This is a genomic window from Actinocorallia lasiicapitis, assembly GCF_054778695.1.
Genome location: NZ_BAAGZI010000100.1, coordinates 1 through 17,175, shown reverse-complemented (window position 1 = coordinate 17,175; position 17,175 = coordinate 1). Strand labels below are relative to the sequence as shown.

Below are 17,175 nucleotides of genomic sequence, written 5' to 3'. Positions count from 1 at the left end.
GCCCGGCAGGTCGCCGTCGAGGTCGACCAGCGGCGCAGCGGCACCGCCGCGCTCCTGCAGGACGCGCTGCGCCGCGGCCGCCGCCTCCACCTCACCTACTACGTGGCAGGGCGCGACGAGAACACCGCCCGCGACGTCGACCCCATGCGGATGATCGTCGTGGAGGGGCGCAGCTACCTGGAGGGCTGGTGCCGGCGTGCCGAGGCCGTCCGGCTGTTCCGGCTCGACCAGATCGTGGACGCCGCGATCCTGGACGTCCCGCTGGAGATCCCCGCCGAGGCCGAGTACCGCGATGTCGACGCCGGCCTGTACCGGGCGTCGGCCACCGACATCCGCGCCGTCCTCGACCTCAGCCCGTCCGGCCGGTGGGTCGCCGAGTACTACCCGTGCGAGTCGGCCGAAGAACTGGGGGAGGGGCGGCTGCGGGTCGCGCTGCGCACCGCCGACCCCCGCTGGATCACCGCGCTCGCCCTGCGCCTGGGCGACCAGGGCAGGCTCGTCGCCCCCGCCGACCTCGCCGACAAGGTCCGCGCCGACGCTGAGGCCGCCCTGGCCCTGTACGCCTGATGCGCTAGGTTGGCGGCGTGGACTGGGCGATGTTTTCCGTGGTGCTGGGGTTCGCGGGGGTGAGCGTCCTCGCCTACTGCGCGGTCAGGGTGTTCGCCGGCGTCAGGTCTCTGGGCGGTGAACTGGAGCGGACCAGGAAGCGGCTGGAACCCGGCCAGGCGGAATTGAAGCGCCAGGTCGATGCCCTGAAGCGCCGGGCGGAGTAGGATCGGATGGCCGATTCGTCGTGCTCCCCGATTAACTGGTAACAAACTTGCAGGTTTTACCCGCCCGATGCACGTCCGGGGTGCCCCATGGACGTAGCATCAGGAGAACTAGACCCGCTGAAACGAGGAATCCCCATGGCTGGACTCGGTTGGCCCGAGCTGCTGCTCATCGCCGTCGTCGTTATGGTGCTGTTCGGCTCCAAGAAGATGCCCGACGCCGCCCGCTCCCTGGGCCGCTCGCTGCGGATCTTCAAGTCGGAGACCAAGGGCCTCATCGACGACGACAAGGACAAGACCGCCCCCGCCGCCCAAGCCCCCCCCACCGCGACCCCGGCGCAGCCCCAGCAGATCCCCGCCGCGCAGCCCGACGCCACCGTCACCGGCGTCCCCGTGAGCCCGGACCAGGCCAAGCAGGTCTGATTCAGGGCACGTGTTCGGTTGGCCGACCCTGAACGATCTCTGAGGACGAGTCGATGACCCGGGAAAACCCCGATGCCCGGATGCCGCTGCTCGAGCATCTGCGCGAGCTGCGGAACCGTCTGGTCAAGGCAATGCTTGGCCTCCTGGTGGGGATGGTCATCGGGTGGATCGTCTTCCATCCGGTGTGGCAGACCCTCCAGGCCCCCTACTGCGAGCTTCCCGAAGCCCGCAAGGTGACCGGCGCCTGTGATCTGTTCTTCACCGGGATCTTCTCGGCCTTCTTCCTGAAGCTGAAGATCTCGTTCATCGTCGGCGCGGTCATCTCCTCGCCGATCTGGCTCTACCAGGTCTGGGCGTTCATCGCTCCAGGACTCCACAAGCGGGAACGGCGCTGGACGTACCTGTTCATGGGCCTGGCCGTCCCACTGTTCATGGCCGGGGCGGGCCTCGCCTACCTGGTCGTGGAGAAGGGCCTCCAGCTGTTCCTCGGCATGGCCGACGAGGGCATGACCGCCCTGATCACCGTGGACGAGTACCTCGGCTACATGACCACCATGCTGATGGTCTTCGGCCTCGGATTCGAGCTGCCGCTGCTGGTCAGCGTCCTCAACCTGGCGGGCGTCCTGCCCCACGCGACGCTCAAGAAGTCCCGGCGAATGATCATCTTCGGGATCTTCGTCTTCGCGGCCGTCGCCACGCCGAGCGCCGACCCGATGACCATGATCGCTCTCGCCGCGCCGATCCTGGTGCTGTTCGCCGTCGCCGAGTTCTTCGCCTGGCTCAACGACAAGCGCAAAGCCGCCCGTCCGGGCCTCTACGACGACCTCTCCGACGACGAGGCGTCCTCGCTCGAGGACGTGCCGTTCGACGTCGGGCAGCCGGAACCGCTCGACCGTTAGGCCGATTCGGGTGGGCACGTTAACCCGGTGGGAAACGGGGGGCGGGAAACCCTAGGCTTGAGGCATGAGTAGTCCCGCCGAGCGTTACGCGGCCCACAAGCGCAATGTCGACCAGAACGGGCCCGCCCTGCGGGAATTCAGGGGTCTGTACGACTTCGAGCTCGACGGGTTCCAGCTGGCGGCCTGCCGGGCGCTGGAAGGCGGCGACGGGGTCCTGGTGGCCGCGCCGACCGGGTCGGGCAAGACCGTGGTGGGGGAGTTCGCCGTCCACATGGCCCTGCGCGAGGGCCGCAAATGCTTCTACACCACCCCCATCAAGGCGCTGTCGAACCAGAAGTTCAGCGATCTGGCCAAACGGTACGGCGCCCAGAACGTGGGTCTGCTCACCGGCGACAACAGCGTCAACGGCGAAGCGCCCATCGTGGTGATGACCACCGAGGTCCTGCGGAACATGCTGTACGCCGGTTCCCGCACCCTGGAGAACCTCGCGTTCGTCGTCATGGACGAAGTCCACTACCTCGCCGACCGGTTCCGCGGCGCCGTCTGGGAAGAGGTGATCATCCACCTGCCCGAGTCGGTGCGGGTGGTCGCCCTGTCCGCGACGGTCTCCAACGCCGAGGAGTTCGGCGAATGGCTCCAGGCCGTCCGCGGCGACACCACCGTGATCGTCGACGAGCACCGGCCCGTCCCCCTGTTCCAGCACATGCTGGTCGGGCACCGCCTGTACGACCTGTTCGTCGACTCCGGCCCCGACGACCGCGTCAAGGTCAACCCCGAACTCCGCCGGATCTCCCTCGACGACGTCCGCAAGAACAAGATCAACCAGGGGCGCAGGACGGGCCGCCGTCGCGACCAACGCCCCCAGCGGTTCCGGCCGCCGATGCGCGCCGACGTCATCGAACGGCTCGACCGGGCCGGGCTGCTGCCCGCGATCACCTTCATCTTCAGCCGCGCCGGCTGCCAGGCCGCCGTCGAGCAGTGCCTGCACTCGGGGCTCCGCCTCACCTCCCGCGAAGACGCCAAGATCATTCGTGAGCTCGCGGAGGAGCGCACCCACGACATCCCCGAGGCCGACAAGCACGTCCTCGGCTACTACGACTGGCTGGCCGGGCTGGAACGCGGCATCGCCGCCCACCACGCCGGAATGCTCCCGGTCTTCAAAGAGGTCGTCGAGGAGCTGTTCGCCCGGAACCTGATCAAGGCGGTGTTCGCCACCGAGACCCTCGCGCTCGGCGTCAACATGCCCGCCCGCACCGTGGTGATCGAGAAGCTCGACAAATGGAACGGCGAGGCGCACGCCGACCTCACGCCCGGCGAGTACACCCAGCTCACCGGACGGGCGGGACGCCGCGGCATCGACGTCGAAGGCCACGCCGTGGTCATCTACCAGCCCGGCATGGACCCCGGCAGCGTCGCCGGGCTCGCCAGCACCCGCACCTACCCGCTGAACTCCAGTTTCCGGCCGTCGTACAACATGGCCGTCAACCTGGTGGGCGCGGTCGGCAGGGAACGCGCCGCGACCCTCCTGGAGGAGTCGTTCGCCCAGTTCCAGGCCGACCGGGCCGTCGTCGGGCTGGCCCGCCAGCTCCGCAAGGCCGAAGAGGCCATGGACGGGTACGCCGAAGCCGCCCGCTGCCACCTCGGCGACTTCATGGAGTACGCCTCCCTGCGCCGCAAACTGTCGGACGCCGAAGCCGACCTGTCGCGCAGCCGCGCCGGCTCCCGCCGCCTGGAGGTCGCCCGCTCCCTGGAACACCTGCGCCCCGGCGACGTGATCATCGTCCCGGCGGGCCGGTCCGCGGGGGTCGCGCTCATCCTCGACACCGGGATCGGCAAGAGCTCCGAAGGGCCCGCCCCGCTCGTCCTGCTCGACAGCCGCCAGGTCAAACGCCTCACCATGGCCGATTTCACCGCGCCGGCCGAGCCCGTCGAACGCGTCAAGATCCCCAAGTGGTTCAGCCCGCGCAATCCCCAGCACCGCAAGGACATGGCGGCCACCCTGCGCGGCAAGGTCCCCAGCGAGGAGATCAAGGCCAGGCGCGGCGGCCGGGGCGGCGGCTCCGAGGGCGACGACGCCGAGATCAACCGGATCCGCGCCGCGCTGCGCGCCCACCCGTGCCACGGCTGCGACGAGCGCGAGGACCACGCCCGCTGGGCCGAACGGTACTTCCGGCTCGAACGCGAGACCGCGGGCCTGCGGCGGCGCGTCGAATCCCGCTCCCAGGTGATCGCCCGTACGTTCGACCGGGTCTGCGCCGTCCTGGAGCAGCTCCACTACCTGAAGGACGGCAAGGTCACCGAGGACGGCAGGCGCCTGTCGCGGATCTACTCCGAGCTCGACCTGCTCACCGCCGAAAGCCTCCGCGAAGGGCTCTGGGACGAGCTGGGCCCCGCCGAGCTGGCCGCCTGCGTGTCCGCGCTGGTGTTCGAGTCACGGCAGCCCGACGACGCCAACCCGCCGAAGATCCCGCCCGGCACCCGCGAGACCCTGACGGCCATGATCCGGGTCTGGGGCGAGCTGGAGAACGTCGAGAAGGACAACCAGGTCGCCTTCCAGCGCGAACCCGACCTCGGCTTCGCCTGGGCCGCCTACCGGTGGGCCGGCGGCGCCGACCTCGACGACGTCCTCGGCGAGGCCGGAATGACCGCGGGTGACTTCGTCCGCTCCGTCAAACAGCTCATGGACCTGCTCGGCCAGATCGCCGACGCCGCCGGTGAGGGCCCCGTCCGCGCCACCGCCCGCAAGGCCGCCGACAACATGCGGCGCGGCGTGATCGCCTATTCGTCCGTCAATTAACCGACATAAGGGGTGAACCGAATCCGGGGCGGCGTTAGAAGCCCCGGATCGGGGAGATCAACAGCCGGCACACGATCCCTAGGAGGAATCATGTTCGCCATAGCGGCCGCGATCGTCTTCGCTCTCGCCCTGCTGTTCGACCTCGCCGACGTGTCGTCCGACGCGTTCGACTACCTCACCCTGGTCACCCTCGGCCTGCTGTTCATCTCGCTGCACCTGGCCGGCCTCGGCAACCCCACCAACTGGCGCAGCGGCCTGACCAGCAGACGCCGCCGCCGCTAACCCGGATACCGGAACAGGACCTTGCGGGCGTCCGGGTCGGCCGTCACCAGGCGGACCCGGACGCGCGAGCCCAGCGGCAGCCGCTCGCCCTCGCATCTGGCCACCACCGACGCGGCGATCAGCTCCACCGTCCCGGCCCTGCGGTGCTCGCCCGGCAGCTCCGCCTCCACCACGACCGCGTCGAACGGCTCGCCGACCCGGTCGGCCAGCAACGCCGCCTCGATCAGATCCAGCGACGCCCGCTCCACCTCGCCGGAACGCCGCAGGCTCCGCTCCATCTCCGCCGGCAGCCGCCCCAGCGCCTCCCGCACCCACCCGGGCACCGGGACGCCCGCCGTCAACGCCAGGCACACCTCGGTGGCGTACCGGTCGGCCAGCCGCCGCAGCGGAGCCGTCACATGCGCGTAGGGAGCGGCGACCGCCGCGTGCCGGGCCGCGTCACCCGCGGGGGCCTCCCCGTCGAACGCCGTGTAGCCCGCACCCCGCATCAGCGTCGACGCCGCCCGGAAGAACGCCACCTCACGGCCGCCGATCTCGGTCAGCGACCGGATCACCTCGCCATAGCTCCAGCCGGCCGGCCAGTCGATGCCCAGGGCCGCCGCGATCCGCCGCAACCGCTCCAGCGCCTCGGCGGGCGGCGGCGGCATCGTGCGCAGCAGCCCCACCCCGCCGTCCAGCATGATCTGCGCGGCCGCCCTGCCGGTCAGCAGCGAGATCTGCGCGTTCCACTGCTCGCTGCCCAGCCCGTCGCGGAACACCAGCCGCCACCCGTCAGGGCCGCGCTCGGCCTCCTGCTCGGGCAGCGGCAGCGACACCCCGCCCCGCGCCGCCTCCTGGCCGATCAGCAGCTCACCGATCTCCTTCAGCAACGCCACCCGGGGATCATCGGTCGACACGGTCGCGTAGTCGAGCCGGTCGCGGCTGCGCACCAGAGCCCGCCGCACCTCCACACCCGTGATCGCGCCCGCCGCGTCCAGATCGATCCGCCACAGCACGGCGGGACGGTCCACCGCGGGCAGCAGGCTCGCCGCGCCCTCCGACAGCTCCGGTGGATGCAGCGGCACCCGCCCGTCCGGCAGATACAGTGTGACGCCCCGCACCCACGACTCCAGATCGACCGCCCCGCCCGGGGTCACGAACCCCGCGACGTCCGCGATCGCGTACCACACCCGGTAGCCGGCGCCCCGGCGCTCCAACGCCATCGCCTGGTCCAGATCCATCGAACCGGCCGGATCGAGCGTGAACAGCTCCAGATCCCGCCGATCCAGGGCGGGCTCGGGAGCCGCCGCCACCGCCGCCTCCGCGCACACCTGCGGCGGGAAACCGCCCGGCACCTTCAGATCCGCGCGCAACCGCGCCAAACCCTCAGCGACGCGCCCCTCGGCGGCGTCGGCCTGCACCAGGATGCGGCGGTATGCCATGAACCGAGCCTACACAACCGCGGTCACAGGCCCCTCAGAGGTCTTCCAGGGACTCCGCGAACAGCCGCAGTTTCGCCGGATTCAACAGCACCGCCTGCCGCCACCCCGTCACGATGATCCCCGCCTCGCGCCACTCCTTGAACGCCCGCGCCACCGTCTCCCGCGAAGCGTCCACACAGCTCCCCAGCTCGGCCTGCGACAGCGGCGGGATCTCGATGCCGCCGCCCTCGAACGGACGGCCGTTCCGCTCCGCCAGCTCCAGCAGGTACAGCGCCAGCCGGCCCGCCCCCACCAGCGTGTTCGTCTTCACGATCCGCTGGTCGGACTGGACCTGCCGGTCCACCATCGTCCGCACCACCTTCTGCCAGACTGCCGGATGGCTGCCCAGGAACGCCATGAACCGGCTTCCCGACACCGCCATCGCCACGACCGTCTGCAACGCCGTGACGGTCGCCGTCCGGGTGTCCTCGCCCAGCATCCCCATCTCACCGATCAGATCGCCGGGACCGCGCAGCGCCATCAGCCGCTCCCGCCCGTCGGCGTCCGCGACGCTCACCTTCGCCCACCCCGACCGGATGATCAGGATCTGGTCGGCGGGTTCGCCCTGATAGCAGAGCGGCGCGCCGTGCCGGTACCGGCGGACCCTGCCCGCCTGCGCCAGCGCCGTCTGCTCGGCCTCGTCGAGCGAGGTCCAGAAGTCCTTCGGTGGGTTTTCCACGAGCATGAGGGGTCCGTTCCGTCCAGGGGCCCGAGGGGAAGGGTCGGGCTACCAGCGAACCGCCAGAGGGCCGGTCTGGCAAGGACCGGCACTCAGGCGAGGAACTGCACGGCCAGGGTCCACAGACCGAACCCGAACGCCGACACCAGCGCCCAGTTCTGTGCCCGGTAGGCCCAGTAGCGGCGGGTCTCCAGACCCGCCATGAGCTGGGGGACGGTCACCGCCGCGTCCACCCCCGCGCTCGCCCGGTGCAGATACTGGACGGACTGATAGCCGCCGAGCAGCAGCGGAAGCAGCAGCAGCGCCAGCAGCGTGCGAGGCCCGGAGGTCAGCGCCGCGAGACTCGGAAGCTGCAGCAGCGTCGCCACCCCCATCACGCACACCGCCCAGCTCGCCAGCGACGTGTCGTGGTTGGCCTTGCGGGTCGCCCACACCAGCTCCACCGGGTCGGAGTCGAGGTGAAGAGAAGTCCGGGGGTCGTTGAGAAGCGTCATCGCCACACCCTCCTAGGGGTCCTCCGTGTCGTCGTAGTACTACGAAACACCGAGCCAGGACTCCAGGTTGCGGCTCTGTGCGTTGCGCATGTGTGTCACTCTGCACAGGCCGCTAGGCCAGCACGTTCAGCAGCCTGTTGACCGGAGACGCCAGATTCCACTGGTCAGCGAGAGCCACGAGGGTCTCAGGATCCGCCGGGGTCCGCGGCAGCGCGTCGTCCACCTTCACCGGCAGATCCGTCACCACCCGGCACACCAGCTCCGCCGGGCCAAGATACTCCCGCGCCGCCTCCAGCTTCTTGCGCGCCCCCGCCGGAAACCCCTCCGTGACGCCCGCGTCCAGCGCCGCGACGATCCCGGCGAGCGAACCGAACCGCGTCACCAGCGCCGCCGCCGTCTTCTCCCCGACGCCCGGCACCCCCGGCAGACCATCTGACGGGTCCCCGCGCAACGTCGCGAAATCCACATAAGCGCGGCCCGGGATGCCGTACTTGTCCGACACCTCCCGCTCGCCCATCACCTCGAGGTTCCGGATACCGCGCGCCGTGTACAGCACCTTCACCTCGCGGGCGTCATCGACGAGCTGGAACAGGTCCCGGTCGCCCGTCACCACGTCCACCGGCCCGCGATCCACGGTCGCCAGCGTGCCGATGACGTCGTCGGCCTCGAACCCGGCCGCCTCGGCCCGCGCGATCCCGAACGCCGCCAGCACCGCGTCGATCACCGGAAGCTGCGGACCCAGCGTGTCCGGAGCCTCCTCGACGTCCACACCACCGCCGCCGCCCGGCTCCACCACCCGGTGCGCCTTGTACGACGGGATCGCCGCCACCCGGAACTCCGGCCGCCAGTCCGCGTCGAAACAGCAGACCAGACGGTCGGGACGCCGGTCGGCGACCAGCCGGGCGATCATGTCGATCAGCCCGCGCACCGCGTTCACCGGCGTGCCGTCCGGCGCCTTCACCGACTCCGGCACCCCGAAGAACGCACGGAAGTACAGCGACGGAGTGTCCAGCAGCATCAGTCCCGGCATGGCCCCAGCCTATCCAGGCCTAACGGATCCGGACGGCCACCAGACAGGTGTCGTCGTCGGGGTTGGCGCCGCCCACCGTGTCCAGCAGCAGCCCCACCCAGTCGTCCAGGCTGTCGCCCGTGCACGCCGCCGCGGCCTTCGTGAGCAGCTCGAACCCCGTGAACAGATCCCGGCCGCGCCGCTCCACCAGCCCGTCGGTGTACAGCAGCAGCCGGTCGCCCGGCTCCAGCTTCGTCACCGACGACCGGAACGCGATCTCATCACTGGCCCCCAGCAGGATCCCGTCCGGCTGCTCCAGCATCACCGCACCGCCGCCCCGCACCAGCACCGGCGGCGGATGCCCCGCCTGCGCCCACACCAGGGTCCTGGTCACCGGATCGAACCGGCCCGCCACGCACGTCGCCGTCAACGCCGCCTGCCGGTGCAGCATCAGCTCGTTCAACCAGCCCAGCAGCACCTCCGGCGACGCCCCCGTGAACGCCAGGCCCAGCAGCGCGTTCCGCAGCGACGCCATCGCCTCCGCCGCGGGCAGGCCGTGCCCCGACACATCGCCGATCGCCAGGAAGATCTGCCCGTCCGGCAGCTCGGTCGACTCGTACCAGTCGCCGCCGACCTGGGTCTCGCTCTCGGCCGGCAGATACCGCAGCGCCGCCTCCACCCCCGGCAGCGCCGACGCGCTGCGCCGCGGCAGGACCGCCCGCTGCAACCCCACCACCAGCTCCCGCTCCTCGGCCAGCCGCCGCCGCTGCTCCTCCACCTTCCGGCGGCTCGCCTGCAACTGCTGCTCGGCCCTGCGGCCCTTGGTGACGTCCTGGAACAGGCAGCGCAGCACCGTCGGCTCGCCCGAACCGTCCAGCACCGGCTCCGCCATCACCCGCAGATGCCGCACCCCCTTGCCGCGCCGGATCCGCAACTGGACGTCCGCGGCCTCCCGCCGGCCCAGCAGGCTGCGCATCAGGCTCTCCGCCGGAACCGCGTCCTCCTCATGGATCCGCTCCCCGACCTGCTCCAACGTCAACGGCCCGTCGGCTGGCGACCGGCCGAAGATCACATACAGCTGGTCCGACCAGTGCGCGCCGCCCGTCGACAGATCCCACTCCGCCCAGCCCAGATCACCGATCCGCTGCGCCTGGTCGAGCTGCGCCGACAGATCCCGCGAATCATCATGGAACTGCCACGACGCCAGCAGCCCGTCACCGATCCGGCACGCCCGCACGCTCATCAGGGTCGGCACCACCCGGCCGCGCTGCACCGACGGGTACTCCCGCCGCGGCCGCCGCAACGGCACCCCCGACTCGAACGCCTGCACATAGGCGTCGAACAGATCCGACATCGCCAGACCCGGATACGACGTCAGCAGCTTCCGCCCCACCAGATCCTCGGCCCGCGTGCCGGGACGGTCCCGCGCGTCGGCGTTCACGGCGTCCACATGGAAGTCCACGATCCGGCCCGCCTCGTCCCTGACCGGCGACAGCAGCGACGCGGGACCCTGCATCGCCTCCAGCACCGCCCGGATCAGCAGGGTCCGGTGATCGGCGCCCGCCCGCGGCTGCGGCACGTCCGGCAGATAGCGCAGCGGATCGAACACCGACCCCTCCTGCGCCGGGATCACCACCTACTCGCGCGGCGGCTCCACCCCCAGCAGCAGCGCCGCCGCCACCTCCACCCGCAGCCCGTCCACGGCCGCCAGCGCCGCCAGATGGTCGCGCGCCTCCGCCGGCTCGCAGCCGAAACGCTCCGCCAGCATCCCCGTCGCCTGGTCGAGCACCGTCCGGGTGCGGACCGCCGCCCGGTGCGCCTCCAGCTCCAGCCGCAACCGCTCCACCGTGGCGGCGAGCGCCAGAGCCTGCCCGTCGCTCATCCCGCTCAGCTCCCTCGGATAACTTGGGGCCATGCATACGGATGTGACAACGGAGTTGTATCCACCGGAGCGCCTCACCCGTGTACAGGAGGCTACCGTCCGTGCCGGGCTCGGCGCGGTGTTTCTGACACCCGGGCCGGACCTGCGCTATGTGACCGGATACGACGCCCACGCCATGGAACGCCTGACCTGCCTCGTGGTGCCCGCCGGGACCGACCCGTTCCTGGTCGTTCCGCGGCTCGAACTGCCCGCCGCGCAGGCCTCCCCTGCCGGACGGCTCGGGCTGGAGTTCGTCGCCTGGAACGAGCTCGACGACCCGTTCGCGCTGATCGCGCGGCGGCTGCACGGGGTGAAGAAGGTCGCGGTCGCCGACCGGATGTGGGCCATGATGGCTTTGCGGTTCCGTGACGCGATGCCGGGTGTGCACCAGGTCGCCGCGGGGGAGGTCATGCGGCAACTGCGGATGCGCAAGACCCCCGCCGAGGTCGAAGCGCTCCGTGAGGCGGGCGCCGCCATCGACCGCGTCCACCGGCGCGTGCCGGAGTTCCTGCGCGCCGGACGCACCGAACGCGAGGTCGGCGGCGACATCGCCGACGCCATCCTCGAAGAGGGCCACGCCACCGTCGACTTCGTCATCGTCGGATCGGGACCCAACGGGGCCAGCCCCCACCACGAACTGTCCGACCGCGTCATCCGGCCCGGCGAACCCGTCGTCGTCGACATCGGCGGCACCATGCCGTCCGGCTACTGCTCCGACTCCACCCGCATGTACTGCGTCGGGCAGCCGCCCGCCGACTTCCTCGACTACTACGGGGTCCTGCAGGCCGCGCAGGAAGCCGCCTGCCACGCCGTCAAACCCGGCATGACGCCCGAAGCGGTCGACGCCGCCGCCCGTGACCTCCTCACCACCGCCGGCTACGGCGAGCAGTTCCTGCACCGCACCGGCCACGGCATCGGGCTGGAGACCCACGAACACCCCTACATCGTGTTCGGCAACCACGAACCGCTCGAACCCGGCATGGCGTTCTCCGTCGAACCGGGCGTCTACCCGGGGCCGCACGGCGCCAGGATCGAGGACATCGTGGTCGTCACCGAGACCGGCGGCGAACGCCTCAACCTCACCACCCGCGATCTTGTGATCATCGAGGGATAGATCAACAAACACAAATTTATGGGCCGGGAAATACCCTCCGGCTCATATTTTCCGCGTGTTAACACGCGGTAGGCAGGGGTATGGGCTCACGCCCCTGACCGAAACCAAGGAGCTGACGTATGCGCACCCCCCGTCTGATCGGCGCAGCACTGTCCGCGAGCCTCGTGCTCATGTCGGCCGCGGCCTGCGGCGACGACAAGAAAGATCCGGCCACCGGTGCGACCACGGCCGCCGCCGTGGACCTCAAGGGCGTCTCCCTTGAGGTCGCCGGCGCCTGGCAGGCCGGCGGCGGCGAGCAGACCAACTTCGAACAGGTGCTCAAGGCGTTCGAGGCCAAGACCGGAGCGAAGGTCACCTTCACCTCCGCGGGCGACAAACTGCCGACCGTCCTGGCCTCCAAGATCCAGGGCGGCAGCCCGCCCGACCTCGCCATGATGCCCAACAAGGGCGCCCTGGACGACTTCGCCAAGAAGGGCGACCTCAAGCCCCTCGCCGACGACGTCAAGGCCGAGGCCGCCAAGAACTTCGCGCCCATCTGGAACACTCTCGGCAGCTACGAGGGCAAGCAGTACGGCGTCTACTTCAAGGCCGCCAACAAGTCGACGATCTGGTACCGCACCAAGGCGTTCGAGGACGCCGGCGTCCAGCCCCCCAAGACCTGGGACGAGCTGATCACCGCGTCCGGCACGATCGCCGACTCCGGCACCGCGCCGTTCTCCGTCGCCGGCGCCACCGGCTGGACCCTCACCGACTGGTTCGAGAACGTCTACCTGTCGCAGGCCGGTCCCGAGAACTACGACAAGCTGTCCAAGCACGAGATCAAGTGGACCGACCCCACCGTCAAGGCGGCGCTGACCAGCCTCGCCCAGCTCTGGGGCAAGAAGGAGTTCCTGCAGGGCGGGCAGGCCGGGGCGCTGAAGACCGACTTCCCGACCTCCGTCGTCACCGCGTTCAAGACCCCCGCCAAGGCCGCGATGGTCTACGAAGGCGACTTCGTGGCCAGCGTCATCGAGAAGGACGCGGGCGCGAAGGTCGGCACCGAGGCCGGTTTCTTCCCCTTCCCGGCCGTCGGCACGAACGCGCCGGTCGTGTCCGGTGGTGACGCCGCCGTCATCCTCAAGGACAGCAAGGGCGCGCAGGAACTCGCCAAGTTCCTCGCCACCCCCGAGGCCGCCGAGGTCTGGACCAAGGTCGGCGGCATCTCCTCGCCCAACAAGAACGTCGACCTGGCCACCTACCCCGACGACATCCAGCGGGCCATCGCCAAGTCCGTCGTCGACGCCGGAGACAACGTCCGCTTCGACATGTCCGACCTCGCCCCCGCGTCCTTCGGCGGCACCGACGGCGCCGGGGAGTGGAAGCTCCTGCAGGACTTCCTGAAGAACCCCGCCGACGTCGACGGCATCAGCGCCAAGCTCGAGGCCGCGGCCGCCAAGGCCTTCAAGTAGCGCGCAGTGAACTCCGCCGCTGAGACAACGGAGTCCAGCGCCCGTCCGGCCGCACACCGCGGCCGGGCGGCCCTGGCCCGCTCCGGTTTCCTGCTCCCCGCACTGGTCCTGCTCGGACTCCTCGTCGTCTACCCGATCGGCTACACCCTGTGGCGCAGCCTCTACGACGCCGACGGCAGCGGCTTCGTCTGGTTCGCCAACTACCAGGAGATGTTCACCGACGAGGCCACCTTCCGGGCGCTCAAGAACAACGTCATCTGGGTGGTCGCGGCACCGGCGATCATCACCTCCCTCGGACTGATCTTCGCGGTCCTCACCGAACGGGTGAAATGGGCCACCGCCTTTAAAACGATCATGTTCATGCCGATGGCGATCTCCATGGTCGCGGCCGGCGTGATCTTCACCCTGGTCTACGACCACGCCCCCGAGAAGGGCGTGCTCAACGCCGTCGTCGTCGGAGTGCACGACACCTGGGCGCCCGCCGCGAACTACAGCGGCGCCCGGCCCCGCGAGAACGGCCCGCTCAAGACCGCCCCCGACGGCTCCATCGAAGGCGAGGGCACCGCCGGAACCCCCGCGCTGCTGCCCCTGGTGGCCGTCGCCGCCGACGTCCAGGCCGGTCTCAGCCCCGCCAAGGCCGCGACCCCCGCCCCCGGAGCGCTCACCGGGACGGTCTGGATGGACTTCGCGCCCGGCGGGGGAGGCAAACCCGGCCAGATCGACCCCGGCGAGAAAGGGCTCAGGGACGTCAAGGTCGAAGCCGTCAAGGACGGCCGGGTCCTCGGCACCGCCACCACCGCCGACGACGGCACCTTCACCGTCCCCGGCGTCGACGGCGCCGCCCAGGTGCGGCTGCCCGCCGCCAACTTCACCGAACGCTACGGCGGCGTCGACTGGCTCGGCCCGTCCCTGATCACCCCCGCGATCATCGGCGCCTACGTCTGGATGTGGGCCGGTTTCGCGATGGTCCTCATCGGTGCGGGCCTCGCCGCCGTCGACCGGGAGATCCTCGAGGCCGCCCGCACCGACGGCGCCAACGAATGGCAGGTGTTCCGGCGGATCACCGTGCCGATGCTCGCGCCCGTCCTGATCGTCGTCGTGGTCACCCTCGTGATCAACGTGCTGAAGATCTTCGACCTGGTGTTCATCATCGCCCCGGGCCCCGTCCAGCAGGACGCCAGCGTGCTGGCCCTGCAGATGTACCTGAAGTCCTACGGCGGCTCCGACGCCGACCAGGGGCTCGGCAGCGCCATCGCGATCTTCCTGTTCCTGCTGGTGCTGCCAGCGATGATCTTCAACATCCGGCGATTCCGGAGGGAGAACCGATGAGCACGCGCCTGGTCCGGCTGCTGAGCCGCGGCGTCCTGCAGGGCGTGCTGATCGTCATCGCCCTGATCTGGCTGGTCCCCTCGATCGGCCTCGCGCTGGCGTCGCTGCGCAGCCTGCAGGACAACAACTCCGGCGGCTGGTGGACCGTCTTCACCAAACCGTCCCAGCTCACCCTCGACAACTACGCGAACCTCCTCGACAACGACACCATCCGCGACGGCTTCGTCAACACGATCCTCATCACCGTGCCGTCGACGTTCCTCGTCGTCGCGATCGCCGCGCTCGCCGCCTACGCCTTCGCCTGGCTGGAGTTCCCCGGCCGGGACTGGCTGTTCCTCGGTGTCGTCGGGCTGCTCGTCGTGCCGATCCAGATCGGCCTGATCCCGCTCGCCAAACTGTTCGGCGCGATCGGGATCTTCGGCTCGATCACCTCCGTGATCCTCTACCACGTGGCCTTCGGGCTGCCGTTCGCGATCTTCCTGCTCCGGAACTTCTTCGCCGCCGTGCCCGCCTCCCTGCTGGAGGCCGCCCGGATCGACGGAGGCCGCGACTGGACGATCTTCTTCCGGGTGATCCTGCCGCTCGGCCTGCCCGCCATCGCCTCACTGGCGATCTTCCAGTTCCTGTGGGTCTGGAACGACCTGCTCATCGCGCTGATCTTCGCCGACCGGTCGTCGCAGCCGCTCACCGTGGCGCTCCAGCAGCAGACCCGCTCGTTCGGCTCCAGCCTGGACGTCATCGCCAGCGGCTCGTTCCTGTCGCTGATCATCCCGCTGGGCGTGTTCTTCGCGTTCCAGCGGTACTTCGTCCAGGGCGTGCTCGCCGGCTCCGTCAAATAGGAACGACGGCGGGCGCCCGGCCCTCACCGGACGCCCGCCGCCCCCCTCCTACATCACCAGGTCGAGGGCGAGGACGAAGACCAGACCACAGACCGAGATCAGGGTCTCCATCAGCGACCACGACTTGATGTTCTGGCCGACCGAGACACCGAAGTACTCCTTGACCAGCCAGAAACCCGCGTCGTTCACATGCGAGAAGAAGAGCGACCCCGCGCCGATCGCCAGCACCAGCAGCGAGGTCTCGCCGGTGCTCAACGTCGCGGCCAGCGGGGCGAGGATGCCCGCCGCGGTCACCGTCGCGACCGTCGCCGAACCCGTCGCCAGCCGGATCAGCACCGCCACCAGCCACGCCAGCAGCAGCACCGAGAAACCGCTGTCCCGCACCCAGTCCGCGACGAGCTGGCCCATACCGCTGTCCACGAGGACCTGCTTGAACCCGCCACCTGCCGCGACGATCAGCAGGATGCCCGCGATCGGCGGCAGCGACAGCTCGACGCTCTTGGAGATCGCCTTCCCGTCCATGCCCGAACCGCGGCCCAGCGTGAACATCGCGACGATCACCGCGAGGAACAGCGCCACCAGCGGCGTGCCCAGCACGTCAAGGACGGTGCGGGCGCCGGAGCCGGCCGCGAGGAAGATGTCAGCCAGGGCCTTGCCCATCATCAGCACGACCGGCAGCAGGACCGTCGCCAGGGTCACCGGGAACGACGGACGGCGGCCCCGCTCCTCGTCCTCGGCGGTCTCCCACAGCTCGGGCGCGGGCACGTCCACCCAGCGGGCGGCGAACCGCGAGAACACCGGACCGGCGATCACCACGGTCGGGACCGCGACCAGCACGCCCAGCGCGAGCGTCACCCCGAGATCGGCGTGCAGCGCGTCCACGGCGACCAGCGGACCGGGGTGCGGCGGCACCAGCCCGTGCATCGCCGACAGCCCGGCCAGCGCCGGGATACCGACCCGGATCAGCGACAGGCCCGACCGGCGCGCCACCAGGAAGATCACCGGCATCAGCAGGACCAGGCCGATCTCGAAGAACATCGGCAGGCCGATCAGCGCGCCGACGCCCGCCATCGCCCACGGCAGGGCGCGCGGCGAGGCACGGCCCACGATCGTGTCGACGATCTGGTCCGCGCCACCGGAGTCGGCGAGCAGCTTGCCGAACATCGCGCCGAGCGCGATCAGCAGGCCGACGCCCGCCGCCGTGCTGCCGAAACCCTTGGTGTAGGAGTCGATCGCGGTGGCCATCGGGACGCCCGCGATCACGGCGACCGTCGCCGCGCCGAGCGTGAGGGCCAGGGTGGGGTGGAGCCGGAACTTGGTGATCGTCACCACGATCACGGCGATGGCGGCCAGCGCCGCCGGTACCAGGCGGTCGCCTGAGACCGCCGCCGCCGTCTCCGCGGCGGCCAGGAGGGGGAGGGTCATCTCGCTGCTTTCTGAAAGGGTGCCAGGCTTCCGGACACGAGCCGCTCGATCGGCAGACTCAGATCGAGCACCACGCCCGTCTCGTCCGGTTCGAGAGGCTCCAGCGCCGCGTACTGCGAGTCGACCAGCGAGGCGGGCATGAAATGCCCGGGACGTCCGGCGACCCGGCGGCGGACGACCTCGGCCGGCCCCGCCAGATGCACGAACCGGACGTCCGGCGCGAACGACCGCAGCAGGTCGCGGTAGGCGCGGCGGAGCGCCGAGCACGCCACGACCGCCCCGCCCG

18 protein-coding genes are annotated in these 17,175 nt (G+C 70.4%); 10 read left to right on the top strand and 8 right to left on the bottom strand.

Annotation, left to right across the window (positions count from 1 at the left end; all coding sequences use genetic code 11):
* From ACYVE7_RS14105 to ACYVE7_RS14080, 6 genes are all read left to right on the top strand, one after another.
* Window positions 1-567: helix-turn-helix transcriptional regulator (locus ACYVE7_RS14105; protein WP_460365118.1), on the top strand; the 567-nt coding region annotated here is incomplete at its 5' end.
* 17 nt (window positions 568-584) lie between these two features.
* On the top strand, window positions 585-773 hold the full coding sequence (locus tag ACYVE7_RS14100) for a hypothetical protein (protein ID WP_460365117.1): 189 nt from the start codon (window positions 585-587) through the stop codon (window positions 771-773).
* 135 nt (window positions 774-908) lie between these two features.
* On the top strand, window positions 909-1,193 hold the full coding sequence (tatA, locus tag ACYVE7_RS14095) for a Sec-independent protein translocase subunit TatA (RefSeq protein ID WP_460365116.1): 285 nt from the start codon (window positions 909-911) through the stop codon (window positions 1,191-1,193).
* Between the two features lie 53 nt (window positions 1,194-1,246).
* Entirely contained in the window at window positions 1,247-2,092 is an 846-nt protein-coding gene (gene tatC, locus ACYVE7_RS14090; RefSeq protein WP_460365115.1) for a twin-arginine translocase subunit TatC, read from the top strand.
* Window positions 2,093-2,156: 64 nt separating this feature from the next.
* Window positions 2,157-4,889, top strand: a complete 2,733-nt coding sequence (locus ACYVE7_RS14085) for a DEAD/DEAH box helicase (RefSeq protein WP_460365114.1) — start codon at window positions 2,157-2,159, stop codon at window positions 4,887-4,889.
* Between the two features lie 90 nt (window positions 4,890-4,979).
* Entirely contained in the window at window positions 4,980-5,171 is a 192-nt protein-coding gene (locus tag ACYVE7_RS14080) for a hypothetical protein (protein WP_460365113.1), read from the top strand.
* Here ACYVE7_RS14080 and ACYVE7_RS14075 read toward each other — a convergent pair.
* From ACYVE7_RS14075 to ACYVE7_RS14050, 6 genes are all read right to left on the bottom strand, one after another.
* A complete protein-coding gene (locus tag ACYVE7_RS14075) occupies window positions 5,168-6,592 on the bottom strand; it encodes an RNB domain-containing ribonuclease (protein ID WP_460365111.1) in 1,425 nt (474 codons plus the stop codon). The genes ACYVE7_RS14080 and ACYVE7_RS14075 overlap by 4 nt on opposite strands.
* Window positions 6,593-6,626: 34 nt before the next feature.
* Entirely contained in the window at window positions 6,627-7,316 is a 690-nt protein-coding gene (locus tag ACYVE7_RS14070) for a Crp/Fnr family transcriptional regulator (protein WP_460365110.1), read from the bottom strand.
* A gap of 86 nt (window positions 7,317-7,402) precedes the next feature.
* Window positions 7,403-7,804: a hypothetical protein gene (locus tag ACYVE7_RS14065; RefSeq protein ID WP_460365109.1), complete on the bottom strand. Its 402-nt coding sequence runs from the start codon at window positions 7,802-7,804 to the stop codon at window positions 7,403-7,405.
* 112 nt (window positions 7,805-7,916) lie between these two features.
* The gene (locus ACYVE7_RS14060; RefSeq protein ID WP_460365108.1) at window positions 7,917-8,834 is read right to left on the bottom strand and encodes a 5'-3' exonuclease; all 918 of its coding nucleotides are present in this window, start codon (window positions 8,832-8,834) and stop codon (window positions 7,917-7,919) included.
* A gap of 19 nt (window positions 8,835-8,853) precedes the next feature.
* Window positions 8,854-10,422 carry a PP2C family protein-serine/threonine phosphatase gene (locus ACYVE7_RS14055; protein ID WP_460365107.1) on the bottom strand — a complete coding sequence of 523 codons (1,569 nt, stop codon included), beginning with the start codon at window positions 10,420-10,422 and terminating at the stop codon, window positions 8,854-8,856.
* Between the two features lie 27 nt (window positions 10,423-10,449).
* The gene (locus ACYVE7_RS14050; RefSeq protein WP_460365106.1) at window positions 10,450-10,695 is read right to left on the bottom strand and encodes an ANTAR domain-containing protein; all 246 of its coding nucleotides are present in this window, start codon (window positions 10,693-10,695) and stop codon (window positions 10,450-10,452) included.
* Window positions 10,696-10,726: 31 nt separating this feature from the next.
* Here ACYVE7_RS14050 and ACYVE7_RS14045 point away from each other — a divergent pair, with 31 nt between their 5' ends.
* The 4 genes from ACYVE7_RS14045 (at window position 10,727) to ACYVE7_RS14030 (ending at window position 15,464) form a co-directional block, all read left to right on the top strand.
* Window positions 10,727-11,848, top strand: coding sequence for a M24 family metallopeptidase (locus ACYVE7_RS14045; RefSeq protein ID WP_460365105.1), 1,122 nt, complete (start codon window positions 10,727-10,729; stop codon window positions 11,846-11,848).
* A 119-nt stretch (window positions 11,849-11,967) separates the two neighbouring features.
* Entirely contained in the window at window positions 11,968-13,296 is a 1,329-nt protein-coding gene (locus ACYVE7_RS14040) for an ABC transporter substrate-binding protein (RefSeq protein WP_460365104.1), read from the top strand.
* Between the two features lie 6 nt (window positions 13,297-13,302).
* Window positions 13,303-14,625: a carbohydrate ABC transporter permease gene (locus tag ACYVE7_RS14035; RefSeq protein WP_460365103.1), complete on the top strand. Its 1,323-nt coding sequence runs from the start codon at window positions 13,303-13,305 to the stop codon at window positions 14,623-14,625.
* Entirely contained in the window at window positions 14,622-15,464 is an 843-nt protein-coding gene (locus tag ACYVE7_RS14030) for a carbohydrate ABC transporter permease (RefSeq protein ID WP_460365102.1), read from the top strand. The genes ACYVE7_RS14035 and ACYVE7_RS14030 overlap by 4 nt, the downstream gene beginning before the upstream one ends.
* 48 nt (window positions 15,465-15,512) lie before the next feature.
* On the opposite strand, the gene ACYVE7_RS14025 is transcribed toward ACYVE7_RS14030, so the two are convergent.
* Window positions 15,513-16,889: a GntP family permease gene (locus ACYVE7_RS14025; RefSeq protein WP_460365101.1), complete on the bottom strand. Its 1,377-nt coding sequence runs from the start codon at window positions 16,887-16,889 to the stop codon at window positions 15,513-15,515.
* On the bottom strand, window positions 16,886-17,175 hold a 290-nt coding region (locus ACYVE7_RS14020; protein WP_460365100.1), incomplete at its 5' end, for a gluconokinase. The genes ACYVE7_RS14020 and ACYVE7_RS14025, both read right to left, overlap by 4 nt.